This window comes from Teichococcus coralli (genome assembly GCF_009829925.1).
GTDB lineage: Bacteria > Pseudomonadota > Alphaproteobacteria > Acetobacterales > Acetobacteraceae > Pseudoroseomonas > Pseudoroseomonas coralli.
Window position 1 is genome coordinate 55,165 of record NZ_SNVJ01000012.1, and the last position, 23,451, is coordinate 78,615.

Sequence of the window (23,451 nt, forward strand, 5' to 3'; positions counted from 1 at the left end):
CTTCTTCTTTTCGCCAGCTTTTCCGCGCGGGTGGAATGCGCTCGCACCGCGGCTGAAACAGCCCCGGCGACTGTGGCCTGGAAGGCAGAACCGATAAAAGAAAAATGGGGGTCTGGGGGAATTCATTCCCCCAGCCTTCCTTCAGGCCTTTCCTTCAGGCCGTCACAGGAAATTCCAGCGTTGCTCCCGGAGCGAGGCGGCGTTCCTCCCCCTGGTACCGCACCAACGCGGTCGCGACGTTGTCCGGCGCGCCGCAGAGGCGCAGCGCCTCGCCGGACCAGTGCAGTTCGAACATGCCGAAGCGGCAGCGGAACCGCATCCGCACCGGCCCGAGCTGCGATGGCGGCGCCGGATCCAGGGCCAGCGCGTCCGCCTGCACGCGAAGGCCAAGGTAGTGGCGTTGCAGCACGTCGATGGCGCAGGCCATGGCGCCGAGATGCGCCCCTTCCGCGGTCGAGGAGGAGGCTGCCTGCTCCGGATCGGAACGCAGCATGTGCCGGAAGAAGCTCCAGGAGCGCGCCGGGTCGAGCCGCGCCAGCGCACCGGCGCAGGCCGCGCGCGAGAGGCTGGAATCATGCATGTGGTGCGGCAGGTGGACCTCCAGGGTACGGCGCAGGAGCGTGTCGTCCATTGCGTGCCCCAGATGCGCCAGCAGCCGCTGCAGCTCGCCATGCGGCAGGGTGTGCGGCAGCATCAGCAGGTCCGCCTGCTTGGCGACGGCGTAGGCATCCACGCTGTCGCCGCGCGCGGCCAGGACATGGTCCACCCGCTGGCCGGGATGCGCGGCCATGAAGCCGCCGATGTCGAAAGGGCGCAGCCGCTCGAAGCCGGCGAACTGGTCGATGGTGCCGTCCTGCCGGAAGGGAAGGGCGATCCGCCGGCTGATGTGGTCCCATCCGGCCAGCTCTTCGGTGCCGAGGCGCAGCTGCCGGCAAAGGGCGGCGCGGCGTGCCGGGCTCAGGCGCTCCAGCACCGCCGGGGCGAGGGTCAGGCTGCGCGCGGCCATGACGTTGGTGTAGGCATTGTCGTCGATGCCGGGCTGCGCCGCGCCGGGATAGCGGAGATGGTACTCGTCCGGCCCGACCACGCCGCGGATGTGGTATCGCCCCGTGGACGGATCGTGCCGCGCGATGCTGGCCCAGAAGCGGGCGATCTCCAGGATCAGCTCGGCGCCATGCGCCTCCAGGAAGGCCTCGTCACCGCTGGCGAGCACGTAGCGCCAGGCGGCCTGGGCAATGGCGGCGCCGACATGCCGTTCCAGGTGGGTGTGGTCGCGCGTCCAGCCGCCGGAGAGGTCGTTGAACTGGAAGCGCGGCGTCTGCTCCGAGCCGTCGCGGGCGCTGCGCCAGGGAAACATGGCGCCGCGGTAGCCGAGCAGCCGCGCCGCCTGGCGCGCCGCCTCCAGCCGGCGCCAGCGGTAGAGCAGCGCCGCCCGCGCCGTGGCGGGGAAGCGAAGCTCCAGAAAGGGCAGGACCAGGCAGTCCTCCCAGAAGATCTGGCCGCGATACGCCTCCTGCCAGCCGCGGGCGGGAAAGCCCGCATCCATGGCCGCCGCATGGGGCGAGGCGGTCTGCAGCAGGTGGAAGCCGTGGAAGCCCAGGGCGCGGTCCAGCGGCGCCCGCGCGGCCCGCAGCCCGATGCTCGCCCGCAGCGGCGCCCAGGCCGCGGCCTGCTCCACCGCCAGCGCCGCAAAGCCGGGCGCCGCGCGAAGCTCGGCCAGCGCGGCTGTGCCCGGCTCGTCCGCCGCCCCGTCCAGGTCGCAGCGAATGGCTGCCACCTTCTCGACGGCCAGCGCCTCGCCCTCCCACGCGGTGGCGCCCAGGCTTTCGGCGATGCCGAAAGGCAGCGCGGCGCTCGTGGCGAAGGTGGCGCCGGCCTCCAGCGTGGTCCGGGTGGCGATGCCGATGCCGATGCGGGACTGCCGCGTGCGGGCGCGCAGCAACAGCAGGCCGGGCGCGGCGCGCTCGCCTTGCTGCTCGGTCAGATGGCGGCCGTCATGGCGGCGGTCCGAGGCCACGTTGGTGTTCGCCACGCCGCCGTCGATGCCGCCGTGGAACGCCACCGCGCCGGACCAGTTCTCCGGCGTCAGTTCCAGGCGCAGGGCGGCGAGATGCGGGCGGGCCATGCTCACCAGCCGCAGCTCGCGCAGGCGCGTGATGCGGCCGCTGGCGTCGCGCAGCCGCAGCATGCGGCAGGTCAGCCCATGGCGCATGTCCAGCGCGTGCCGGTAGTCCAGCAGTTCCATCCGGCCGAAGCGGAACCAGCCCTCCCCGTCGGCGATGCGGAAGGTGAGCGGCAGCCAGTTCGGCAGGTTGGGGACGGATTCGTTGGCGGCTTCCTCGCCTTCGATCCGGTCCGTCAGGCGGTCATAGAGGCCGGCGCGGTAGGTGCCGGGATAGTGGGTGCCGTCCGCCGCGGCCCAGGGTGCGGTGGCGCGCACCAGGAGCACGCCGTTGCCGAGCGCCAGCAAGGTCTCGCGCCGCCGCTCGTCCTCCGGCGCGTAGTGGTCGAAAACGACATCCCACCGATGGCCGCCGGCCATGTCAGCCTGTCCCGAGCGGCCGGACCTGCGTCTCCAGCCTGGCCGCCAGGGCTTCCGTGCGGTCGCGCGCCGCATAGGCCTCCTGCGAGCCATAGGCGGTAACGGCGAGATGCGAGGCCGCCGCGGCGAAGAGCGCGGCCTGCAAGGGCGGGCGCCCTTCCAGCAAGGCGACGGCGAGGCCTCCGGTGAAGGCATCCCCGGCGCCGGTGCTGTCCACCACTTCGACGGGGAGGGCCGCCACGAGGCTCGTGCGTCCCTCGTGGCGCAGGACGCAGCCGCCATCGCTGAGCTTCACGCAGACGATGGCGGCGCCCAGGGCCGCCAGGCGCGCGGCGGCCTCGGCCGCCGAGCCGGGGTCCCCGACGGCCACCCCGGTGATGTCCTGCGCTTCGGAAGCGTTGGGCGACAGGGCGGTGGCGCGCCCCAAAACCTCCGGCACGGCGCGCGGCGCGGGGGAGGGGTCGAGCACCACGCGGAGCCCGCGCCTCCGCGCCGCCTCGATCGCGCGCGCGACCAGCTCCGGCGCCACCTCGTAGTCCGCCACCAGGACGGAGCCCTCCGGCGCCGCCGCGATGCGCGCCGCGACCATGCGCATGGAGCTTTCGTCCCAGGCGTCGTTGGCGTTGCCGGCCAGGATGATGCTCTTCTTGCCGTCCGGCGGGACGGCGATCATGGAGACCGCGGTGGCGGTGCCGGACGCCACGGAAACGGCCGAGAGGTCCACGCCGGCGGCGCGCAGCGGCTTCAGTGCCTGCTCGCGCAGCTCGTCATCCCCGGTGCGGCCCAGCAGCAGCGCCGGATGGCCGAGCCTGCGGGCTAGAAAGGCAATGTTGGCCGCCTTGCCGCCGCCGAGCCGGGCGAAGTCCGTGGCGGGCAGGGTCTTGCCGGTGGCCGGCGGCTCGGGCACGCGAACCTGGAAATCGGCATTGACGCTGCCGAGGGAAAGGATGAGAGGCTGGGGCAAGCGGAGGCCTTCCTGGCTTGATGCGCCGGATGCCTCCTCAACCACGGCGCGGCCGCCCGGGTTGCGCGGAGGGACAAGGCCGGGGGAAGGAACTCCCCCGGAACCCCCTCCCAAAACCCCCATCGTCCTTCTGTCAGCTTGGGCTGGCGCTGTGCACCGCGAGCACATTCTCGGTGGCCTGGTCCACCTCCTGCAGCCGCACCTCGTAACCCCAGAGCCGGGCGAGGTAGCGCAGCGTGGCCGCCGTGTCCTTGGCGTGCAGCAGCTCGCCGGGGTGGGTGCGGTGCTCCAGCATCAGGCGCCGGTCGCCGCCCAGGTCCACGTCCACCACCTGGATGTCCGGCGTGCCCAGGCCAGGATCGTAGCTGCGCGCGAGGGTGCGGCGGATCTCGCGGTAACCGTGGTCGTCGTGGATCGCGTCCACCAGCAGCGTGGGGTCGGCGGTGTCGTCCAGCAGCCGGAACATGCGGAAGCGCCGCATCACGCGCGGCGACAGGAACTGCAGGATGAAGCTCTCGTCCCGGTAGTTGGCCCAGGCGCCATGCAGGGTGCCGACCGGGTCACCGTTGCCGGCGAAGTCGGGGAACCAGCGCCGGTCCTCCTCGGATGGATCGGTGCAGGCGCGGGCGATGTCCTCCATCACGGCATAGCCGAGCGCATAGGGATTGAAGTTGGGGCCTGCATGCTCGAAGCCCATCTGCGTCACCACGTTGGTGGTGGAGTGGATGGCCTCCAGATAGGCGGCGTCGTCGATCTGCCCGGTCTCGTGCAGACGGGTCATGATCCGGTGGTGCACCCAGGTGGCGCAGCCCTCGTTCATCACCTTGGCCTGGGGCTGCGGGTAGAAATACTGCGCGATCAGCCGCACGATGCGGATGATCTCGCGCTCCCAGGGCTTCAGCACCGGGGAGATCTTCTCCAGGAAGTAGAGCAGGTTCTCCTCCGGCAGGCCGAGGCGCCGGCGGCGCTCCGCGGCGCTGTCGAAGCCGGGCTGCGGCTTGCCGGAGGGCACGGTGCGCCAGAGGTCGTTGTAGACGCTCTCGTCATACGCGCGCCGCTCGCGCTCGCGCTGCTCCTCCGACTTCAGGTTGAGCGGGCGCTTGCCGCCATGGCGATGGACGCCGTGGCGGGACAGCGCGTGCGCGGCGTCCAGCACCCGCTCCACGGCGGCGATGCCGTAGCGGTCCTCGCAGCGGCCGACAAAGGCGCGGGCGAATTCGAGGTAGTCGAGGATCGCCGTCGCGTCCGTCCACTGGCGGAACAGGTGGTTGTTCTTGAAGAAATGGTTGTGGCCGAAGGCGGCATGGGCGATCACCAGCGCCTGCATGGTCGCGCTGTTCCCCTCCATCAGGTAGGAGATGCAGGGGTTGGAGTTGATCACCACCTCATAGGCCAGGTTGGAGTAGCCCTTCCTGTATTCCGTCTCGTGCAGCAGGAAGTGCTTGCCATAGGACCAGTGCCGGTAGGTCAGCGGCATGCCGTGCGCGGTATAGACGTCGAGCATCTGCTCGGCGGTGATCACCTCGATCCGGTTGGGATAGACGTCAAGCTTGAGCTCTTTCTCGGCGATGCGCTCGATGGCGTCGTAGCAGCGCCGCAGGGTCGCGAAGTCCCAGTGGGTGCCTTCGTAGAGCAGGGGCAGGGTGCCGGTTTCCGCCATCAGCCAGCTCCCCCGAGACCCGCCGCGGCGCGCTTGCCGAAGAGGTCGCGGAACACCGGGAAAATGTCGCGCCGCTCCGAGACCCGGCGCATGGCGAGGTTGGCGGCCCGCCGCGAAAGCGGCTCATAGCCGCGCCAGAGGTCGGTGTCGCCATGGATCAGGGCGCCGGAGGAGGCCACCTCGATATAGGCGAAGTACTGCACCAGCGGCAGGATGTCGTTTTCCAGCAGGCCGACGGCGCGGCCGGTGTCGCCGCTGTAGTTGTCGCCGTCCGAGGCCTGGGCGGCGTAGATGTTCCAGGACGCCGCCGGATAGCGCTCCCGCTGGATGCGGACCAGCTCGGCCAGCGCCGAGGAGACCACCGTGCCGCCGGTTCGCGGGTCGGTGAAGAAGGTGTTCTCGTCCACCTCCTCCGCCGACTCGGTGTGCCGGATGAAGACCAGGTCCACCCGCTTGTAGCGGCGCTCCAGGAACACATGCAGCAGCAGGAAGAAGCGCTTGGCGAGATCCTTCATGTTCTCCGTCATGGAGCCGGAGACGTCCATGAGGCAGAACATCACCGCCCGCGCCGAGGGCTTCGGCACCGGGGTGAAGCGGCGGTAGCGCAGGTCCACCGGGTCCACCCAGGGGATGCGGGACTGCCGCCGCCGCGCCTCGACGAGCTCGGCGCGCAGCGCGGCGAGGCGCTCGGGCTCCTCGCCGCTTTCCTCCAGCGCGGCGATCTCCTCCTCCAGCGCCCGCATCGCCTGGGACCTGGGCCGCTTCAGGCCGATGCGGCGCGCCATGGACTGGCGCATGCTGCGCGAGAGGTCGATCTGCGAGGGCGGCCCATCCGTGCTGATGCCCGTGCGGGTGGGCGAGGTGGTCTCGGTGTCGAGGATGTCCCGCTTTTCCAGGTCCGGCAGCTCCAGGTCCTCGAAGAACAGCTCAAGGAACTCCTCGCGGGTGAGGACGAAGCGGAAATTGTCCTCCCCGCCGCCGTCTCCCTCGCCGGCTCCGGCTCCGGCGCCGCCACCTCCGCCGCCCTTGCCGTCCGGGCGCTTCAGGCGGTCACCGACGGAGAACTCCTTGTTGCCCGGCAGCACGAACTGCCGGCTGCCCGACGTGAAGATCTGGTGGAAGGACGGCTCGTGCAGCGTGTCGGCGGGGATGGTGACCGCCTCCCCGTGGCCGACCTCGCGCAGCGTGCCGTCGTCCACCGCATTCCGCACCGCCCGCAGCACCGCCTGCCGGGCCCGCGCCAGGACGCGGCGGCGGTTCTCCAGGTTCTTGCCGTGCGGGTTGGGACGTCTGTCGATGATGTCCAAGCCGATGGGTCCCTTGCGCCTCAGGCCGACTGCTTCACGCGCATGTACCACTCGACCAGTCGCCGCACCTGGCGCTCGGTGTAGCCGCGCGACACCATGCGCTCGACAAAGTCGTTGTGCTTGCGCTCCGACTCGCCATCCTTCTTCGAGCCGAAGCTGATGACGGGCAGCAGGTCCTCGACCTGGGAGAACATCCGCTTCTCGATGACGTCGCGGATCTTCTCATACGAGGTCCAGCTCGGGTTCCTCCCGCCGCTGCTCGCCTTTGTCCGCAACGCGAATTTCACCACTTCGTTGCGGAAGTCCTTCGGGTTGGCGATGCCGGCCGGCTTCTCGATCTTGGTCAGCTCGGCGTTCAGCAACTCCCGGTTCAGCAGCTGCCCGGTGTCGGGGTCCTTGAAGTCCTGGTCCTCGATCCAGGCATCGGCGTATTCGAGGTACCGGTCGAACAGGTTCTGCCCGTAGTCGTGGTAGCTCTCCAGGTAAGCCTTCTGGATCTCGTTGCCGATGAACTCGGCGTAGCGCGAGGCCAGCTCGGACTTGATGCTGGTGAGGTAGTTCTGCTCCACCTCGGGCGGGAACTGCTCGCGCCGCACCGCCTGCTCCAGCACGTACATCAGGTGCACCGGGTCGGCCGCGACCTCGTTCGGGTCGTGGTTGAAGGTGGCGGAGAGCACCTTGAAGGCGAAGCGGGTGGAGATGCCGTCCATGCCCTCGTCCACGCCGGCGGCATCCCGGTACTCCTGCATCGACTTCACCTTGGGATCGGTGTCGCGGATGTTCTCCCCGTCATAGACCCGCATCTTGATGAAGGGCCGCGAGTTCGGGTGCGGCTTCAGGCGCGACAGCACGGCGAAGCGGGCCAGCATCTCCAGCGTGTGCGGCGCGCAGGGCGCCTCGGCGAGCGCGGAGGTGCTGATCAGCTTGTCGTAGATCTTGGTTTCCTCCGTCACCCGGAGGCAGTAGGGCACCTTCACCACGCTCACCCGGTCGAGGAAGGCCTCGTTGGTCCGGTTGTTGCGGAAACTCTGCCATTCCGCCTCGTTCGAATGGGCGAGGATGATGCCCTGGAACGGAATGGCGCCGATGTTCTCGGTGCCCACATAGTTGCCCTCCTGCGTGGCGGTCAGCAGGGGGTGCAGCATCTTGATCGGCGCCTTGAACATCTCGACGAATTCGAGGATGCCCTGGTTGGCGCGGTTCAGCCCGCCGGAGAAGCCGTAGGCGTCCGGGTCGTTCTGGCTGTAGGTCTCGAGCTGGCGGATGTCCACCTTGCCGACCAGGGCCGACACGTCCTGGTTGTTGTCGTCGCCCGGCTCGGTCTTGGCGATGGCGATCTGCCGGCGGCGGGAAGGGAAGAGCTTCACCACGGTGAACTGCTCGAGGTCGCCCTCGAACTCCTCAAGCCGCTTCAGGGCCCAGGGGCTCGCGAGGCCTGTGATGTAGCGGCGGGGAACGCCGTACTGCTCCTCCAGCATCGGGGCGAAGCGCTCGGGATCGAACAGGCCGAGCGGGTTCTCGAAAACCGGGCTGACCTGCTTGCCGGCCTTCAGGACGTAGATGGGCTCCTGCTCCATCAGCGCTTTCAGCCGCTCGCCGAGCGAGGACTTGCCGCCGCCCACGGGGCCGAGCAGGTAGAGGATCTGCTTGCGCTCCTCCAGCCCCTGCGCCGCGTGGCGGAAGAAGCCCACGATGCGCTCGATCGTGTCCTCCATGCCGTGGAAGTCGGCGAAGGCGGGGTAGGTGCGGATGGTCCGGTTGAGGAAGATCCGCCCCAGGCGGGCATCCTTGGCGGTGTCGATGGTCTGTGGTTCGCCGATCGCGCGCAGCATCCGTTCGGCGGCCGAGGCGTAGCACCCCGGGTCCGTCCGGCACTGTTCAAGGAACTGCGCGAGGCTCATCTCGCTCTCGCGCCGCTGATCGCGCATCGCGGTGTGGAGGGAGAAGACGGTATCAAGCTGGGCCATTCGCGCTCCTGGCTTGCTTCTCAAGGGCAGGGCGGAACTCTTGCCGGCGGCAACGTCACGGCCTGCCTGGATCAGTTTCCGCTTTCACGCGCGCAAAAGTCACGCGAATCATTCGGCTGTTACTCAAAAAAATTATTGGAGATGCCATTGAAAATCCGCGCGGCACCGAGCGGAGAAACAGCGTCGCCAAGCTGTCCGCCGGGCCGCTCCGGGCGCTGCAAACAAGGGCGCTGGCAGCGTCGTGCCGCTCCCCCCGGCGGCATGTTCGCCGCGTCCTCACGGCACCGAGTCGTCGCCCACCGTTTCAGGCCGTCGGCGGCCGCCACGGCAGCCGCCGCCGCGCGCTCACCGTTGCCCGCACCATCGCGCCCGTGCCGGCCATGACGGCCGCCCGCACCGGCGTCGTGGCCGGGAAAACCAGCTTCAGCCCGACCGCCGGCGCCAGGTTCCGCCGCATCTTGGCCAGGGTGGAGCGGGAAGGGCCAACCCCCGCGTGGCCGTCCACGCAGACGCGGCAATCCATGCCGATGACCCGCTCGGCTGCCGGGCTGCCGGGCTGCCGGGCTGCGCGCTCGCTGCTCGCCGTCGCCTGGCTTCGCATCGCCGCGGTTTCAGCCATGGAAACCTCCAGTCACTGGAGATCTGAGGAGGAAATGCCTAGATTGGGTCGAAAGGCAGGACATGGAGAAGCAGATGGAGCACTCCGCGACCGCTGCGCGCCACCCCATCGGCGAGCTGGCGCGGCGCACCGGCGTCAAGGCCACGACCATCCGCTGGTATGAGCAGGAGGGCCTGTTGCCGCCACCGACGCGCAGCGAGGGCGGCCACCGGCTCTACACCGACGACCACTTGCAGCGGCTGGGCTTCATCCGCCACGCGCGCGAGCTGGGCTTCGCCATGCCGGCCATTCGCAGGCTGCTGGGGCTGGCCGGGCGCCCGCGCGAGGACTGCGCCACCGCGCATGCGCTGGCAAAGGCACAGATCGCCGAGATCGACTCCCGCCTGCGCCGGCTGGAAGCGTTGCGGGCGGAGCTGGCCGGGATGGCCGAGGCCTGCGCGGGCGGCGCGGCGCAGGACTGCCGCATCCTCGAAACCCTGGCGGATTTCGAGCACGGGCACTGCCAGCACCACGAGCGGGAAGTGGGGTGAGACCTGAGAGCCCGTTTGAGAATGGGGCGGCGGAGGGCTGGCGAGGGATTTCTCGTGCCGGGCAGGAAGATCCTGCCGCCCCCGGCGCGGAAAAGATCCGTCAGACCGACCCGCAGCCATTCTCAAACGGGCGCCAGGGTGGGGGGAAGAATTTCTCCCGCTTCCTCCCCCCTCAGCGGGGCCGGTTCCGCAGTTGCTCGGCCTCGGCGTAGAACTTCTTTTCCCAGGCCTTGTGATTGTCCAGCCCCTCGCGGATGAAGGGCGTGAAGACGGCCAGGTTCAGCAGCAGCCAGTTCACCAGCCGCGCCGGGAAGCGCAGCGGCTTCACGAAGTCCACGAACAGCACCACGCGGGTCTTGTCCGTGTGGTTCCAGGCCTCGTGCTCGTAGGCATCGTCGAAGACCAGCGCCTTGCCTTCCTCCCAGTGGCAGAGGGTCTGGTCCACGCGAATGCCGAGCTTGTCGCGCGGCTCCGGCACGATCAGGCCGAGATGCAGCCGCAGCACGCCGTTGTAGGGGCCGCGATGCGCCGGCAGGTGCTTGCCCGGCTCGAAGATCGAGAACATCGCCGTCTTCAGGCCGGGGATCTGCCGGACGATGCGCCAGGTCTCCGGGCACTGGCGGATGTTCTGCTCCGAGGAGAGGCCGTAGCCGGTCAGGAAGAAGGTCTTCCAGTGCTTGTCCTTGCTGATCGTCTGCACGTCGGTGGAGATGTCGTGGAAGCTCGGCAGCTCCTCCTGGCGCAGCAGCACCTTGTTCAGCTCGGCGCGGATCAGCGGCCATTCGCGCTCGATCGCCGCCACCCAGGGAAAGGTGGCGTTGTCGTGGACCGGCGGGTTGCCGACCCTGGAGTGCTTCAGGTTCAGCCGCTCGGCCATGGCGACGACCGACATGAAGAAGCGGGTGGTCAGGCTGGGCCGGGCCATCGGCGCGATGTCGGCCGTGCCGAAAGTCTGCCGCGGCTCGTCCGGCCTTCCGGGTTGCGTGGCTCCGTGATGCAAGGCGTGGTCTCCCTGAACGGGGTCATGGTGCGCTCTCTCCTGGGTGCGGGGCGCCGGCGGGTCAACCCGGCCGCCGTCGGAGAGGGCGGGTGATGCTGCAGGCGGCCACCCGCGCGCATCACGTTGTTGGGCGTGGCCGTTGGGCGTGGCCGTGCGCGCCGGCCCGGCGGCGCCCGCGCGACAGCGTCCGCCATGATGCGAACAATTCGCAATATCTTCAAGGGGCGGCGGCGTGGAGCCGGCTTCGCCGGGTCAGGCCGTCTCCAGCGGCAGGCCGGCGGCCCGGCCGGAGGCCGGCACGGGCGTGGCGTCGCGAAGCCGTGCATTCTCCAGGTGCCAGACCGCGCCGCCCAGTCGCCGCAGCAGGGCGGCATTGTGGCTGATCGCCAGGATACCGAGCCCCCGGTCCGCAACATGATCCAGCAGGCGATGCCAGAGGCCCGCCTGGGCCAGCGGGTCCAGCATGGCGGAAATCTCGTCCGCGATCAGGTACCGCAGGCCCGGCGCCATGCTGCGCAGGATCACCACCCGCTGCAGCTCCCCGCCGGAAAGCTCGTGCGGGTAGCGGCGCAGCCAGGCGTCCCGGATGCCGAAGGCGCGCCGCGCCGCCGCGCCGGGCGTATGGGCCTCCTCCAGGATGCGGCCGACCCGCCAGCGCGGGTTCACCGCCAGCTCGGCCGTCTGCGGCAGGAGCTGAACCGGGCAGAAGCCGTGCGCGGGCAGCGGCGCGCCGTCCAGCCGGACCGTGCCGTGCTCCGGCGACAAATGGCCGGCGAGCAGGCGCCCGAGCGTCGTCTTGCCGGCGCCGGAGGGACCGGCCAGCCCCACCACCTGCCCTGGCGCGAGGGTCAGGGAAACCCCGGCGAGCAGGCCCCTGGCATGGTGCAGGTCCCGGGCCGTCAGCATGGGCTGGCCTCCGCCGGGTGGAACCCGGACTCCGGCAGCGCCTGCCACAGCGCCCGCGCGTAGGAGGAGGCGAGCGCCTCGCCGCGCCCGCGGAAGGCGGTGGCGGGCGCGGTCTCCTGCAGGGCGCCGTCGCGCAGGATGGCGACGCGGTCGGCCTGCGGCAGCACCGCCGAAAGGTCGTGCGAGATCACCAGCACGCCGCGCCCGGCATCGGCCAGGGCGCGCAGGTGGCCGAGCACACGCGCGGCATTCTCCGGGTCGAGCCCGTTGGTCGGCTCGTCGGCGACCAGCAGATCGGCCTGGCCCAGCGTGGCGATGGCCAGCATCGCCCGGCGCGCCATGCCGCCGGAAAGCTGGTGCGGGAAGCGCCGCGAGGCCGCCGCGCCGAGGTTGAAGCGGGCCAGCGCCGCCGTCGCGGCGGGTTGGCGCAATGCGGCGGGAAGCCCCGCCCGGCCGGCCGCCCATTCCACCTGCCGCCCCGCGCGCACCAGCGGGTCCAGCCAGGCGATGGACTGCGGCACCAGCGCGATGCGACGGCCGCGCAGCATGGCCGGGTCCAGCGGCGCGCCCTGGAACCGCATCGCGCCCGCAAGCACCGCGTTGGCCGGCAGCAGGCCAAGGACCGCCTGGGCCAGCAGGCTCTTGCCCGCGCCGGAGGCGCCGATCACCGCCAGCACCTCGCCGGCGCGGACATCGAGCGAGACGCCGCGCAGCGCCGGAACGACCTCCCGCCGCCACAGGCCGGCCGGGCGCCGGAAGCCGATGGAAAGCCGCGAGAGTTCCAGCATCGCCGGTCAGGCCTCCGCCGCGCGGGGCGAGAGCCAGGCGCGCAGGCCCTGGGCGAGGCCGTCGAGGCAGAGCACCGCCACCAGCAGCAGCGCGCCGGGCAGCACGCCGAGCCACCACCAGCCGGCGCTGAGCGAGCCCAGCGACTCGGCCAGCAGGCCGCCGATCGAGGGCCGCGCCGGGGCGATGCCGAAGCCGACAAAGGTCAGCGCCGCCTCGTGCAGGATGGCGTGCGGCAGCATCAGCAGGAAGCCCACCGCGAGTTGCGGCAGGGCGTGCGGCAGCAGGTGGCGGCGCAGGATGAACCAGCGGCCCCGCCCGAAGCGGCGCGCGTGGCGCACGTAGTCGGCCGCCAGAACGGCGCGGAACTCGGCGCGCAGGATGCGCGTCAGCACCGGCCAGTGGGTGAGGGCGACCGCCGCCACCACCGCCCCGACCCCGCCGCCCAGCGCGAAGGCCACCAGGATCATCAGCACCAGATGCGGCAGGCCGATGCAGGTTTCCACCGCCAGCCCCACCGCGGCGTCGGCGGCGCGGCCGAGCATGGCGAGCCCGGCCAGCAGCAGGGCGATCAGCGTGCTGGCGGCGGCGGCGAGCAGGCCGACGAGAAGGCTGGTTTCCAGCCCGCGCAGGCTGCGCGCCAGCAGGTCGCGGCCGAGCGCGTCGGTGCCGAAGGGATGGCCGGGGCCGGGCGGCAGCGCGGCGAGGCCGAAGCGCGGGCGCAGCAGGGCGGCGTCCATCCCGTGCCCGGCCAGCAGCGCGCCGCCCAGCAGCGCCGCCGCCGCCGTGCCGGCCAGGACCAGGCGCCCGCGCGCGTTCATGCGCGCCGGCCTGCAGCACCCGCGGTCACGCGTGCCGTCCTGACGCGCGCGGGGTCACGCCTGCCCCCGCTGGCGGGGATCCACTGCCTCGGCCAGCAGGTCGGCGACCAGGTTGCCGCAGCCGACCAGGAGCGCGGTGGCGAGCGCGATGCCGAGCAGCAGCGGCACGTCGGCGCGCAGCCCCGCCTCGATGGCGGCACGGCCGAGGCCGGGCCAGGCGAAGACCTGCTCGGCCACCACCGAGCCGCCGAACAGCTCGCCCATGCCGGCGAAGAGGATGGCCAGTGCCGGCAGCGCGGCGTGGCGGGCGGCGTGGCGCAGCGCCACCTCGGCGCGGCGCGCGCCCTGGGCGAAGGCATAGAGGGCGAAGTCGGCGCGCATCGCCTCGGCGACCTTGGCGCGGGTGTGCAGCGCCATGGGACCGACCCCGAGCACCGAAAGCGCCGCCACCGGCAGCGTCAGATGCGCCAGCCGCTGGCCAAGCGAGACCTGCTCGGGCAGCAGGCCGGGCGGCGCGGCGCAGCAGGCCGGCGCCCAGCCCAGCCAGACGGCGAAGACGATCAGCAGCAGCATGGCCAGCCAGAAGCCGGGCAGGGCGGCCAGCAGATAGGCGTAGAGCCGGATGGCGCGGTCCGGCCAGCCGCCCTCGCGCGCCCCGGCGGCGAGGCCGAGGCCGAAGCCGAGCGCGCCGCCCAGCAGCCAGGCCGGCAGCATCAGCGTCAGCGAGGCGGCGAAGCGCTCGCCGATCACCTGCGCGACCGGCGCGGCGTAGATGCTGCTCTCCCCGAGGTCGCCACGCAGCGCCTGGCCAAGCCAGCGGAGGAACTGCGCCGGCGCCGGCTGGTCGAAGCCCCAGTGCGCGGCGATGGCGGCGCGCTGCGCCGGCCCGACCGTGGCGGCGGCCGGGCCGAGGAAGGCCTCCACCGGGTCCACCGGCGCGGCGCGCGCCAGGGCGAAGGCCAGGGCGGCGACGCTGAGCAGCAGCAGCGCCAGCCGCAGCAGCCGGCGCAGCAGGAAGGCGAGGAGCGGGGGGAGGGCCGGGCGGGCGGCGCCTGCCACGTTCATGCAGGCGCGCTCACGGGCAGGTCCAGCGCCAGCCGAGGATACCGGCGGTGACCGGCCAGCCATGCCCGTGCGGCTCGATCTGCGTCCTGCCGAGGTCGAAGCAGCGGTTGGCGAGGTAGATGTGGTCGAGGTTGACCAACCAGGCCCAGGCGGCGTCGCCCTTCATGCCGTATCCGGTGGTGCCGTCCCATTCCGCGGCGCGCCATTCCGGCAGCGAAGCCTCCAGCGAGGGCGCGGCCTGGGCGGCGGCGAAATGCGCCTCCACGGCGGGGCTCGTGTAGCGCCCCGCATTGAAGAAACCGTGCCCGATGCCGGCGGCGGAATAGAGGTTGTGGACCTCGGCCGGGTTGTGGCTGCCCCAGCCGAAGATCACGGGGCGGCTGGCCATCAGCCGGCGCGTGTCCTCCCGGCTGCGGCCCTCCGGCTCGATGGCGATGCCGAGCGGGCGCAGCATCTCCGCCACGGTGAGCGCCAGGGCCTGCCGGGTGCTGTCGCCGGCGAAGTAGATCAGCGGGAGGCGCGCGGGCTGGCCGCTCCTGGCGCGGATGCCGTCCGGGCCGGGACGCCAGCCGGCCTCGTCCAGCAGGCGGGCGGCGCCCTCCGGGTCGGCATCCGGCAGGCGCGCCTCAGGGTTGGACCAGGGCAGCCCGTCCGCCGGGCCATAGGCGGGCGTGCCGAAGCCGAGCAGCGCCGCCTGGACCAGCGCGCGGCGGTCGAGCGCGATGTTGATGGCGCGGCGGATGGCGGGATCGGCGGTGACGTCGTTGCCGGTGGCGCCCTCGGCCGGCTGCATGGGGAAGACGATGCCGCGGTTGTCCACCGAGCGGACCACCACCCGGCGCATCCCTGCCGGCACGCGGGTGGCGAGGCTGGGCGGCACCGCCAGGAGGTCGAGCTGCCCGGCCATGGCGGCGGCATGGCTGGCGGCCTCGCCGGTGAACAGGAAGGTCAGCCGGGCGAAGGCCGGCCTCGGGCCGTAGTATTCCGGGTTGGCCTCGGCGATCAGCTGCTGCCCGGGCGACCAGAGCACCAGCCGGTAGGGGCCGGAGCCGACGGGGTGGCGCGCATAGTCCGGCCCGTATTTGGCGGACGGCACGATGCCGAGGGTGAAGAAGCTTTCCGCGAAGGTGATCTGCGGCGCCTTCAGCGCCAGGCGCAGGCTGTGCGGCCCGGTGACGCGCGCCTCGCGCAGCGCGGAGAGGTCCACCGCCCCGCCGGCCTTCGCGGCGGTGTTGAAGGTGAAGGCGACGTCCTCCGCGGTGAGCGGCGCGCCGTCGGAGAAGCGGGCGTCCTCGCGCAGCGCGATGTCCCAGCTCAGCCGGTCGTCCGAAAGCTGCCAGCGCGTCGCCAGGTCGGGCTGGGTGGCGAGGTCGGCGTCACGCCGCAGCAGGGTGGACTGGAACAGCGGATGCCCGTACTCGCCCCAGCCCTGGATCGGGTCGTAGCCGCGCTCCGGCTCGCCCGGCAGCGCCAGCACCAGCGCGGTCCGCGGCGCGGCGGCGGCGGGCGCGGCGAGGGAAAGGGCGAGCAGCAGGGCTGGACCGGGCGCGGCCAGCCGGCGCAGGGTGAGGAACAAGGCGGTCGCTCCGGTGCGTGGCGGCCGCAACAGTTTGGGCAGGAAGCAGTATGACGTCCAGGGCGAAACTTCATACTCGTCGGCCCCGCGGCGCGTGGGAGAGCGTTCCCTGGGCGCGGGGGGAGAGCGCCCCCTGGGCGCGGGGGGAGAGCGCCGCATGCAGCGGGTGACGGTGACGCTGGACGATGACCTGGTGGCCGAGCTGGACCGGCTGGTGGCGCGGCGGGGCGACGGCAACCGCTCCGAGACGGTGCGCGACCTGCTGCGCGACGGGCTGAGGGAGAGTGCGGCCGCCGCCGGCGAGGAAGGAGCAAGCCTGGGCGCCCTGGTCTATACCTACGCGCATGAGCAGCGCGACCTGGCGCGGCGGCTGACGGGCGCCTTCCACCACCACCACGACCTTTCCGTCTCCTCGCTGCACCTGCACCTGGACCAAGACATGTGCCTGGAGATCGCGGTGCTCCGGGGAGAGGCGGGGGCGCTGCGGCACTTCGCCGAGCACGTCATGGCCGAGCGCGGCGTGCGCCACGGGCGGCTGGTGCTGCTGCCGGACGCCGCCGCGGAGGAGAAGGCCCGGGAAAAGGCCGGGGGAGAAGGCCAGGGGCGCCGCCCCCGGGGTTAGCCCTCGGGGAACGCCGCCGGGGGGATAGCTTCCCCCCGGACCCCCCCCCTCCCGGGCGGGGAAGGCCGTGCGGCCCCGGCTTAGCCCAGGCGGTCCTTTTAGCCCAGGCGGTCCTTGAGGTCCTTGGCGGGCTTGAACTTCACGCCCTTGCTGGCGGCGATCTGCACGACCTCGCCGGTGGCGGGGTTGCGGCCCTGGCGCGCGGCGCGCTCGCTGATGGCGAAGCTGCCGAAGCCGGCCAGGCGAACCTCGCGGCCCGCGCCGAGGGCGTCAGCCATCGTCGCCAGCGCGGCCTTCAGCAGGGCATCGGCCTGGGTCTTCGGCAGGCCAGTGGCCGAGGCCGCGGCGTCGATCAGATCCTGGCGGCTGAGGGGGCGGGATTCTTCGGTCAAGTTGCGCTCCGAAAGCTGAGGTTGGCAAGGCGCAGGAGAGACACGCTTCAGTTGGCCCGGTCAAGCCAAGCTCCCCGCCGGCAGGGAGCAAAGCCGCCCCTTCGGCCGGGTTTTCCACCGGAAATTGTGGGTTGCGGCAGAAAGGTGACATCCCCGCCCGTCCGCCGGGCCTGGCTCAGCGCCAGGAGCGGAGGATCTCCTCCGTGCTCACCGCCTCGATCTGCTGGCCGAAGCGCTCGTTGTAGAGGGTCAGCAAGGCGTCGTGCGTGCGGTCGGAGGAGGAGCAGAGCGCATCGGTCGGGATCACCACCCGGTAGCCCAGGTCCACCGCCCCCATCACCGTGGCCAGCACGCAGACATCCGTCTCCGCGCCGCTGATCACCAGCGTGTCGACGCCGCGTGCCCGCAGGCGCTCATGCAGGCCGGAGGCGGTCCAGGGCGAGTAGACCGGCTTGTCCACGATCTCGGCCGGCGGCACCAGCTTGGCCAGCGGCGGCAGCAGCTCCGTGGCGCCAGGGGGAAGCTGCGCGAGCGTCATCTCCGACCAGCGCTCGAAGTAGCGGCGCCAGGTGCCGCTGCGCTGATCCGGGCGCTCGGGCGGGATGAAGCGGGTGAAGACGGTGCGCGCGGGAAAGGCCCTGGCGAGTCGCTCGACCATCGGCAGCACCCGCTTCATCCAGGGTGTCTCCCAGGGGCCCTCGGCGAACAGGCGCTGCATGTCGATGCAAAGATGCACGCAGCTTTCCGTCAGCGGTCCGTGCTTCAGGTGCTCCTGTGGCGGCATGGCGGCTTCCTCTCTCCATCATCCGGCAGAAGGAACTGGAATGGCGGAAGAAGGATGCAGGGCCGCCAATCCGCGCCCCGTCAGCTTGCCGCCACCCCGCTGCCGGGCAGGGTGTGCCGCACCGCCTCCACCAGTGCCTCGGCCGCAGGGGAAAGGCTGCCGCCGCGCCGGCGGAGCAGCAGGATGCCGCGGCGCATCGCGGATGCCGCGATCGGGAGGGTCTGCAGCACCGGCGCCAGCCGCAGGTCGAGGGCCGCGGCCGGCAGCACGCCGATGCCCAGCCCGGCGCGCACCAGCGCCACGGCGGTGCTCATGTAGGTCGCCTCATAGGCCGGGCGCAGCACCAGCCCGGCCTCGGCGAAGGCACGCTCGGCGAGCGCCCGCACGCTGCTGCCGGGGTCGGTCAGCACCAGCGGCTCGGCCGAAAGGATGGCCGGCGTCAGGCAGGCCGCCGCGGCCAGCGCATGGCCGGGCGGCAGCACCGCCACCAGGTCGTCCTCGAAGAGCGGCTCGGCCTCCAGGCTGGCATCCGGGCCAGGCAGGGTGCCGATTCCCAGCTCCGCCTCGCCGGCCTTGACCCGTTCCGCCACCCGCCCGGCCACGACATCCTGCACCAGCACGCGGATGCCGGGATGCGCCTGCCGCAGCCGGACGAGGGCCGCCGGCAGCAGCGTCGCCGCCACCGAGGGCAGCACCGCCAGATGCACCGTCCCCGAGCGCCCGGCCGCCTGCTCCCGCGCTCCGGCGACCACCTCGTCCAGCGCGTCGAGCACGCGGCGGAAGGCCTGAGCCGTGCCCAGCCCCGCCGCGGTCGGCCGCACGCCGCGCGCTGAACGCTCGAACAGGGTGAGGCCCAGCGCCTCCTCCAGCCCGCGGATCTGCACGGTCAGGGCAGGCTGGGACAGGTGGAGCCGGGCGGCGGCGCGGCCGAAGCTGCCCGTTTCCACGGCGGCGACCAGGGCGCGGAGCTGGCGCAGGGAGATGGCCATAAGAAACCTCTATGACTGCTCCAGAATCTTACAATTTGCATAATGGAGCAATCCGCCGCTCCAATTCCCTCAAAGCGGCCGGCCGAAGATGCCGCGCCCGATGAGGAGACGGACATGCCCCGCATCACAACCCCTCGCCGCGCCCTGCTGGGCGGCGCCCTCGCCACCCTGGCGGCGCCGCTCCTGGCGCCCCGTGCCCGGGCGCAGCAGGCCTGGCCGGACCGGCCGATCCGCCTGATCGTGCCCTTCGGCGCCGGCACCAGCACCGATATGGTGGCGCGGCTGATGACGCCGCGCATGTCCGAGATCCTGGGCCAGAGCATCGTGGTGGAGAACCGCGCTGGCGCGGGCGGCGTGGTGGGCAGCGACGCCGTCGCCAAGGCGGCGCCCGACGGCTACACGCTCTGCCTCGGCAGCATCGCCTCGCATTCGGTGAACATGTCGCTGATGCCCTCGATGCCCTACGACGTGATGCGCGACTTCACGCCCATCTCGCTGGTCACCGAGGCGCCGAACCTGCTGGTGGTCTCGCCCGGAGTGCCGGCCAGGACGCTGCCCGAGTTCGTCGCCTGGGCCAAACAGCAGCGGGACGGCGTCAGCTACGCCTCGGCCGGCAACGGCACCTCCAGCCACCTCGCCGGCGAGCTGCTGAAGCTGAAGACCGGCGCGCCGCTGGTGCACGTGCCCTACCGCAGCGGCGCGCAGGCGGTGACGGACGTGATCGCCGGCACGGTGCCGATGACCATCTACCAGGTCGCCGCCGTGCTGCCCTTCGTGCAGGAGGGCAGGCTGCGGGCGCTGGCCACCACCTCGGCCAAGCGGCTGGACGTGGTGCCGGAGATCCCCACCGCCATCGAGCAGGGCGTGGCCGACTTCGACGTCGCCGCCTGGCACGGGCTGTTCGGCCCGGCGAAGCTGCCCGAGCCGGTCCGCGACCGCATCCACGCGGCGCTGCGCGAGTCGCTCTTCGCACCCGAGATGAAGGCGCAGCTGGAGAAGCAGGGGCTGGTGCCAATCGCCCTGCCGCCGGCCGAGTTCCGCCCCTGGCTGGAGGCGGACATCGCCAAGTGGCGCGAGGTGGTGCGCGTCTCCGGCGCGCGGGCGGACTGAGGCATGGCCTTCGACCGTCCCTCCTCCGCCCTGCTGCGCATCGGCTGCGGCTCCGGCTTCTCGGGCGACCGGCTCGATGCGCCGGGGCCGGTGGTGGAGGCGCTGGTCGCCGCCGCCGGCCCCGCCGCGCTGATGCTGGAGGTGCTGGGCGAGCGCACCCTCGCTCTGGCCCAGCGCGAGCGGCTGCACCGGCCGGAGGCGGGCTTCGAGCCGGCGCTGCTCGACCTGCTGTGGCCGGTCCTGGCGCGTTGCGCCGCGCACGGCATTCCCATCGTCACCAATGGCGGCGCCGCCAACCCGCGCGGCGCGGCGCGGGCCGTGCTGGGGCTGGCGCGCGAGCTGGGCCTGCCCGACCTGCGCGTCGGCGTGGTGGAGGGCGACGACATCCGCGGCACCGGCGCGCTGGCCGACCTCGACCCCTGGGAGGGCGATGCGGGCGCGGTGCTGGAGCCGGACAAGGTGATCGCCGCCAACGTCTATCTCGGCGCCGCGCCGATCGCCGAGGCGCTGCGGCGGGGCGCGCAGGTGGTGGTCACCGGCCGCTGCTCCGACCCCGCCCTGGCGCTTGGCCCGATGCTGGCGCATTTCGGCTGGGCAGAGGACGACTGGGACCGGCTCGCCGCCGGCACCATGGCCGGGCACCTGCTGGAATGCGGCGCGCAGGTCACCGGCGGCTACTTCGCCGACCCCGGCGTGAAGGACGTTCCCGGGGATGCCCTGGGCATGGCGACGCTGGGCTTCCCGATCGCCGAGATCGGCGCCGAGGGCAGCGTGCTGATCACCAAGCCCGCCGGCACCGGCGGCCGGGTGGACCGGCAGACCGTGACCGAGCAGCTCCTCTACGAGCTGCACGATCCCGCCGCCTACCTGACGCCCGACGTGGTGCTGGACATCACGGGCGTCACCGCCGCCGAGGAGGCGCCGGACCGCGTGCGGCTGGCCGGCGCCCGCGGCCGCCCCCGGCCGGAGCGGCTGAAGGCCACGGTCAGCCTGCCCGGCGGCTGGCTGGGCGAGGGCGAGATCTCCTATGCCGGGCCGAATGCCCGCGCCCGCGCGGAGCTTGCCGGCCGCACCCTGCTGGAGCGGTTGAAGCTGCTGGGGCTGGAGGGCCAGGCGCGGCTCGACCTGATCGGCGTGGTCAGCGTGTTCGACGGCGACGCGGGCGCGTTGCGCGAGGCCAGCGGCCACAGCCCCGCCGACCTGCGCCTGCGGCTGGCCTTCGCCAGCGAGGGCCGCGCGGCGGCGGAGCGGGCGGCGCGCGAGGTGCTGTCGCTCTATTGCTGTGGCCCGGCGGGCGGCGGCGGCGTGCGCACCCGCGTGACGGACCGCATCCGCACCTTGTCCTTCCTGGTGCCGCGCGAGCGGCTGGCGCCGCGCGTGTCGCTGCTTTCGCTGGAGGAGGCGGCATGAGCGCCGTTCTGCCGCAGGATCCGTTCCGCAGCGTCCCGCTGCAAGATCTGTCCCGCAGCGTCCCGCTGCAAGATCTGTCCCGCAGCGTCCCGCTGCAAGATCCGTCCCGCAGCGTCCCGCTGCACCGGCTCGCGCATGCCCGCGCCGGCGACAAGGGCAACCGGCTGAACCTCTCGCTGATCGCTCATCGCGCCGAGGACTGGCCGCTGCTGGCGCGCGAAGTGACCGAGGCGCGCGTGCTGGCGCTTTTCGCGCATCGCGGCGCCACGGCGGTGCGGCGCTACGACCTGCCGGCGCTGGGCGCCTTCAACTTCGTCATCGAGGATGTGCTGCAGGGTGGCGTGAACGGCGCGCTGAACCTCGATGGGCACGGCAAGAGCCTGTCCTTCCTGCTGCTGGGGATGACGGTCGAGGTCGCGTAGGGCTGGGGGAATGAGTTCTCCAAGCCCCCTTCCTTTTTCTTCGCGTTTCCCGGGCTGGCGGAAAGCGCTGCGCCGAACTGAAAAATGAAGATGGGGGTTCGGGGGAATTCCTTCCCCCGACCTTCTTTCACTCTTCCGTCGCCTCCGCCACGGGAAGGATCGCGGTTTCCTTCGCCGAGGTGATGGCCAGGACCGTCTCGGTGCGTTCCACCCCGGCCTGGCCGCGCACCTGGTCGGCGACGAAGCGCTCCAGGGCGGAGAGGTCGGGCAGGCGCAGCTTCAGCAGGAAGGTCCAGGCGCCGGTGACGGCGTGGCACTCCAGCACCGGCTCGGCCGCGCGCATGGCGATGCGGAAGGCGTTCTCCTCCCGCCCCGGGCGCATGGAGACGAAGACGAAGGCGAGCAGCGGGCAGCCGATGGCGGCGGGGTCGAGGTCGGCGCGCCAGCCGCGGATGGTGCCGCGCTCCTCCAGCCGCTTCACCCGCTCGGCGGTGGCGGAGACGGAGAGGCCGGCCACCTTGGCCAGCTCGGCCAGGCCTGCCGCGCCGTTGTCCTGCAAGGCGACGAGGATGTTCCGGTCAATCGCGTCCATCGCGCGAGTTTATCCGGCCACCGGCGGCCGGCAAACGAGAAAGGCAGGCGGGGAGTGGTTATCTCCCCGCCCGGGCCCTCAGATGTAGTGCTCGGCCAGGGGCGCGAAGCCGTTGAAGCCCTGGCTGGCATAGGTGGTGACATAGGCGCCGGTGGCGAGCAGCTCCACGCGGTCCCCGCTGTCGAGCGCCAGCGGCAGGCGGTAGTTCGACTTCTCGTACAGCGTGTCGGTGCTGTCGCAGGTCGGGCCGGCGATGGTCACGGGGCCTTCCGCGCCGCCGTCGTGCGGCGTGCGGAAAGCGTACTTGATCGCCTCGCCCTCGGTCTCCGCCAGCCCGCCGAAGCGGCCGATGTCGAGGTAAACCCAGCGCACCGGGTCGTCCTTGCCCTTCTGCGAGACCAGCACGACCTCGGAGGACACCACCCCCGCATCGCCGACGATGAAGCGGCCCGGCTCCACCACCATCTCGGGCAGCGCATTGCCGAAGGCCTCGACCATGGCGCCCATGATGGCATCGCCGATGGCGCCGATCTCCGGCACCTCGGAGCGGTAGCGCACCGGGTAGCCGCCGCCGATGTTGATCATGCGGAGGTTCACGCCGGCATTCTTCAGGTCGGTGAAGAGCAGGCCGACCTTGGCGATCGCCGCCTCGTAGGCGTCGGTGCGGGTCTGCTGGCTGCCGACATGGAAGGAGATGCCGAAGGGATCGAGGCCGAGCTCGCCGGCCAGCACCATCAGCTCGCGCGCCATCTCGACCTCGCAGCCGAACTTCTTCGACAGCGGCCACTCGGCGCCGACATTGCCGACCAGGATGCGGCAATACACCTTCGAGCCCGGCGCGGAGCGGGCGAGCTTGCGCAGCTCCGGCTCCGAGTCGAAGGCGAACATGCGCACGCCGGCATCGTAGGCGGCCTTGATGGCGCTTTCCTTCTTCACCGTGTTGCCGAAGGAGATCGCCTCCGGCCGGGCGCCGTTGGCCAGGCAGAGGTTCACCTCCTCCAGCGAGGCGGCGTCGAAGCAGGAGTCGAGATCGACCAGCCGGCTCAGGATCGGGGCGGCGGGGTTGGCCTTCACCGCGTAGTAGATCCGGGCGAGCGGCAGCGCCGCCTTCAGCCGGGCGTAGTTCTCGGCGACGCGGTCCACGTCGACGACGAGGCAAGGCGTCGCGGGCGCGACGTCATGCAGGAAGCGGGAGACCTTGGGGGTCATCGCACCACCCTCCAATCCGAAAGGAAAGGACCGGCCCTCTGCGGGCGGCGGCCCCAAGTTGACGAAACGGTCGAACGAACCAGCGACCAAAAGAGGCCGGTGTCAGGCTCGCGCCTTCGCCGGGGTTGCCAGAACGCTTGACGTCGTTGCGTAAACCTTTGGCCGAGCATGGTCGGCC

At 71.8% G+C, this 23,451-nt stretch carries 22 protein-coding genes; 5 read left to right on the top strand and 17 right to left on the bottom strand.

The genetic code is table 11. The features are described 5' to 3' along the window. Positions 1-154 precede the first annotated feature (154 nt). The 6 genes from E0493_RS14355 to E0493_RS14380 all read right to left on the bottom strand — a co-directional run bounded on the left by E0493_RS14355 (position 155) and on the right by E0493_RS14380 (position 9,059). Entirely contained in the window at positions 155-2,542 is a 2,388-nt protein-coding gene (locus tag E0493_RS14355) for a glycoside hydrolase family 65 protein (RefSeq protein ID WP_160937752.1), read from the bottom strand. Between the two features lies 1 nt (position 2,543). Next, positions 2,544-3,506, bottom strand: coding sequence for a PfkB family carbohydrate kinase (locus E0493_RS14360; protein WP_160937753.1), 963 nt, complete (start codon positions 3,504-3,506; stop codon positions 2,544-2,546). Between the two features lie 133 nt (positions 3,507-3,639). Continuing rightward, positions 3,640-5,166 carry a SpoVR family protein gene (locus tag E0493_RS14365; RefSeq protein WP_160937755.1) on the bottom strand — a complete coding sequence of 509 codons (1,527 nt, stop codon included), beginning with the start codon at positions 5,164-5,166 and terminating at the stop codon, positions 3,640-3,642. Continuing rightward, on the bottom strand, positions 5,166-6,473 hold the full coding sequence (locus E0493_RS14370) for a YeaH/YhbH family protein (RefSeq protein WP_160937757.1): 1,308 nt from the start codon (positions 6,471-6,473) through the stop codon (positions 5,166-5,168). Before E0493_RS14370 ends, E0493_RS14365 begins: the two co-directional genes overlap by 1 nt. Before the next feature lie 20 nt (positions 6,474-6,493). Continuing rightward, positions 6,494-8,440: a PrkA family serine protein kinase gene (locus E0493_RS14375; protein ID WP_160937758.1), complete on the bottom strand. Its 1,947-nt coding sequence runs from the start codon at positions 8,438-8,440 to the stop codon at positions 6,494-6,496. 304 nt (positions 8,441-8,744) lie between these two features. Beyond that, positions 8,745-9,059, bottom strand: a complete 315-nt coding sequence (locus E0493_RS14380) for a hypothetical protein (protein ID WP_160937760.1) — start codon at positions 9,057-9,059, stop codon at positions 8,745-8,747. Between the two features lie 74 nt (positions 9,060-9,133). Between E0493_RS14380 and E0493_RS14385 the strand changes: the two genes are divergently transcribed. Further along, positions 9,134-9,589, top strand: coding sequence for a MerR family transcriptional regulator (locus tag E0493_RS14385; RefSeq protein ID WP_160937762.1), 456 nt, complete (start codon positions 9,134-9,136; stop codon positions 9,587-9,589). A gap of 172 nt (positions 9,590-9,761) precedes the next feature. On the opposite strand, the gene E0493_RS14390 is transcribed toward E0493_RS14385, so the two are convergent. The 6 genes from E0493_RS14390 to E0493_RS14415 form a co-directional block, all read right to left on the bottom strand. Then, positions 9,762-10,589 carry an ornithine lipid ester-linked acyl 2-hydroxylase OlsC gene (locus tag E0493_RS14390; RefSeq protein ID WP_235913788.1) on the bottom strand — a complete coding sequence of 276 codons (828 nt, stop codon included), beginning with the start codon at positions 10,587-10,589 and terminating at the stop codon, positions 9,762-9,764. 252 nt (positions 10,590-10,841) lie between these two features. Next, a complete protein-coding gene (locus E0493_RS14395; RefSeq protein WP_160937764.1) occupies positions 10,842-11,495 on the bottom strand; it encodes an ATP-binding cassette domain-containing protein in 654 nt (217 codons plus the stop codon). Continuing rightward, positions 11,489-12,283, bottom strand: a complete 795-nt coding sequence (locus E0493_RS14400; RefSeq protein WP_160937766.1) for an ATP-binding cassette domain-containing protein — start codon at positions 12,281-12,283, stop codon at positions 11,489-11,491. The genes E0493_RS14395 and E0493_RS14400 overlap by 7 nt, the downstream gene beginning before the upstream one ends. Positions 12,284-12,289: 6 nt before the next feature. After that, the gene (locus E0493_RS14405) at positions 12,290-13,102 is read right to left on the bottom strand and encodes an ABC transporter permease (protein ID WP_160937768.1); all 813 of its coding nucleotides are present in this window, start codon (positions 13,100-13,102) and stop codon (positions 12,290-12,292) included. A 54-nt stretch (positions 13,103-13,156) separates the two neighbouring features. Then, positions 13,157-14,167, bottom strand: a complete 1,011-nt coding sequence (locus tag E0493_RS14410; protein ID WP_160937769.1) for an ABC transporter permease — start codon at positions 14,165-14,167, stop codon at positions 13,157-13,159. Between the two features lie 10 nt (positions 14,168-14,177). Then, on the bottom strand, positions 14,178-15,743 hold the full coding sequence (locus tag E0493_RS14415) for an ABC transporter substrate-binding protein (RefSeq protein WP_202397139.1): 1,566 nt from the start codon (positions 15,741-15,743) through the stop codon (positions 14,178-14,180). 157 nt (positions 15,744-15,900) lie between these two features. Between E0493_RS14415 and nikR the strand changes: the two genes are divergently transcribed. Continuing rightward, the gene (gene nikR / locus E0493_RS14420; RefSeq protein WP_160937771.1) at positions 15,901-16,365 is read left to right on the top strand and encodes a nickel-responsive transcriptional regulator NikR; all 465 of its coding nucleotides are present in this window, start codon (positions 15,901-15,903) and stop codon (positions 16,363-16,365) included. Positions 16,366-16,463: 98 nt separating this feature from the next. Here nikR and E0493_RS14425 read toward each other — a convergent pair whose 3' ends face one another. From E0493_RS14425 to E0493_RS14435, 3 genes are all read right to left on the bottom strand, one after another. Next, positions 16,464-16,757: an HU family DNA-binding protein gene (locus E0493_RS14425; RefSeq protein ID WP_160937772.1), complete on the bottom strand. Its 294-nt coding sequence runs from the start codon at positions 16,755-16,757 to the stop codon at positions 16,464-16,466. A gap of 175 nt (positions 16,758-16,932) precedes the next feature. Beyond that, on the bottom strand, positions 16,933-17,541 hold the full coding sequence (locus E0493_RS14430) for a cysteine hydrolase family protein (RefSeq protein WP_160937773.1): 609 nt from the start codon (positions 17,539-17,541) through the stop codon (positions 16,933-16,935). An 80-nt stretch (positions 17,542-17,621) separates the two neighbouring features. Further along, positions 17,622-18,530 (bottom strand): LysR family transcriptional regulator, encoded by a 909-nt coding sequence (locus tag E0493_RS14435; RefSeq protein WP_160937775.1) that lies wholly within the window; start codon positions 18,528-18,530, stop codon positions 17,622-17,624. Between the two features lie 114 nt (positions 18,531-18,644). Between E0493_RS14435 and E0493_RS14440 the strand changes: the two genes are divergently transcribed. The 3 genes from E0493_RS14440 to E0493_RS14450 are packed head-to-tail and all read left to right on the top strand — an operon-like array spanning position 18,645 to position 21,472. Further along, positions 18,645-19,640, top strand: a complete 996-nt coding sequence (locus tag E0493_RS14440) for a Bug family tripartite tricarboxylate transporter substrate binding protein (RefSeq protein WP_160937777.1) — start codon at positions 18,645-18,647, stop codon at positions 19,638-19,640. 3 nt (positions 19,641-19,643) lie between these two features. After that, positions 19,644-21,050, top strand: coding sequence for an acyclic terpene utilization AtuA family protein (locus E0493_RS14445; RefSeq protein ID WP_160937778.1), 1,407 nt, complete (start codon positions 19,644-19,646; stop codon positions 21,048-21,050). Then, complete coding sequence (locus E0493_RS14450; protein ID WP_235913789.1) at positions 21,047-21,472, top strand: AtuA-related protein; 426 nt, start codon at positions 21,047-21,049, stop codon at positions 21,470-21,472. Before E0493_RS14445 ends, E0493_RS14450 begins: the two co-directional genes overlap by 4 nt. A 127-nt stretch (positions 21,473-21,599) precedes the next feature. Here the strand turns inward: E0493_RS14450 and E0493_RS14455 are convergent, their stop codons facing one another. Together E0493_RS14455 and E0493_RS14460 are read right to left on the bottom strand one after the other, a co-directional pair. Continuing rightward, positions 21,600-22,064, bottom strand: a complete 465-nt coding sequence (locus tag E0493_RS14455; protein ID WP_160937780.1) for an Lrp/AsnC family transcriptional regulator — start codon at positions 22,062-22,064, stop codon at positions 21,600-21,602. Positions 22,065-22,142: 78 nt separating this feature from the next. After that, positions 22,143-23,273: a type III PLP-dependent enzyme gene (locus E0493_RS14460; RefSeq protein WP_160937782.1), complete on the bottom strand. Its 1,131-nt coding sequence runs from the start codon at positions 23,271-23,273 to the stop codon at positions 22,143-22,145. Positions 23,274-23,451: the final 178 nt, after the last annotated feature.

Excerpts from the sequence above, each read along its gene's own strand:
- E0493_RS14455 (WP_160937780.1), bottom strand. The coding sequence starts at position 22,064 with ATGGACGCGATTGACCGGAACATCCTCGTCGCCTTGCAGGACAACGGC.
- E0493_RS14430 (WP_160937773.1), bottom strand. The coding sequence starts at position 17,541 with ATGCCGCCACAGGAGCACCTGAAGCACGGACCGCTGACGGAAAGCTGC.
- E0493_RS14435 (WP_160937775.1), bottom strand. The coding sequence starts at position 18,530 with ATGGCCATCTCCCTGCGCCAGCTCCGCGCCCTGGTCGCCGCCGTGGAA.
- E0493_RS14355 (WP_160937752.1), bottom strand. The coding sequence starts at position 2,542 with ATGGCCGGCGGCCATCGGTGGGATGTCGTTTTCGACCACTACGCGCCG.
- E0493_RS14440 (WP_160937777.1), top strand. The coding sequence starts at position 18,645 with ATGCCCCGCATCACAACCCCTCGCCGCGCCCTGCTGGGCGGCGCCCTC.
- E0493_RS14445 (WP_160937778.1), top strand. The coding sequence starts at position 19,644 with ATGGCCTTCGACCGTCCCTCCTCCGCCCTGCTGCGCATCGGCTGCGGC.
- E0493_RS14385 (WP_160937762.1), top strand. The coding sequence starts at position 9,134 with ATGGAGCACTCCGCGACCGCTGCGCGCCACCCCATCGGCGAGCTGGCG.
- E0493_RS14400 (WP_160937766.1), bottom strand. The coding sequence starts at position 12,283 with ATGCTGGAACTCTCGCGGCTTTCCATCGGCTTCCGGCGCCCGGCCGGC.
- E0493_RS14395 (WP_160937764.1), bottom strand. The coding sequence starts at position 11,495 with ATGCTGACGGCCCGGGACCTGCACCATGCCAGGGGCCTGCTCGCCGGG.
- E0493_RS14365 (WP_160937755.1), bottom strand. The coding sequence starts at position 5,166 with ATGGCGGAAACCGGCACCCTGCCCCTGCTCTACGAAGGCACCCACTGG.
- E0493_RS14405 (WP_160937768.1), bottom strand. The coding sequence starts at position 13,102 with ATGAACGCGCGCGGGCGCCTGGTCCTGGCCGGCACGGCGGCGGCGGCG.
- E0493_RS14460 (WP_160937782.1), bottom strand. The coding sequence starts at position 23,273 with ATGACCCCCAAGGTCTCCCGCTTCCTGCATGACGTCGCGCCCGCGACG.
- E0493_RS14450 (WP_235913789.1), top strand. The coding sequence starts at position 21,047 with ATGAGCGCCGTTCTGCCGCAGGATCCGTTCCGCAGCGTCCCGCTGCAA.
- E0493_RS14380 (WP_160937760.1), bottom strand. The coding sequence starts at position 9,059 with ATGGCTGAAACCGCGGCGATGCGAAGCCAGGCGACGGCGAGCAGCGAG.
- E0493_RS14410 (WP_160937769.1), bottom strand. The coding sequence starts at position 14,167 with ATGAACGTGGCAGGCGCCGCCCGCCCGGCCCTCCCCCCGCTCCTCGCC.
- E0493_RS14375 (WP_160937758.1), bottom strand. The coding sequence starts at position 8,440 with ATGGCCCAGCTTGATACCGTCTTCTCCCTCCACACCGCGATGCGCGAT.
- nikR (WP_160937771.1), top strand. The coding sequence starts at position 15,901 with ATGCAGCGGGTGACGGTGACGCTGGACGATGACCTGGTGGCCGAGCTG.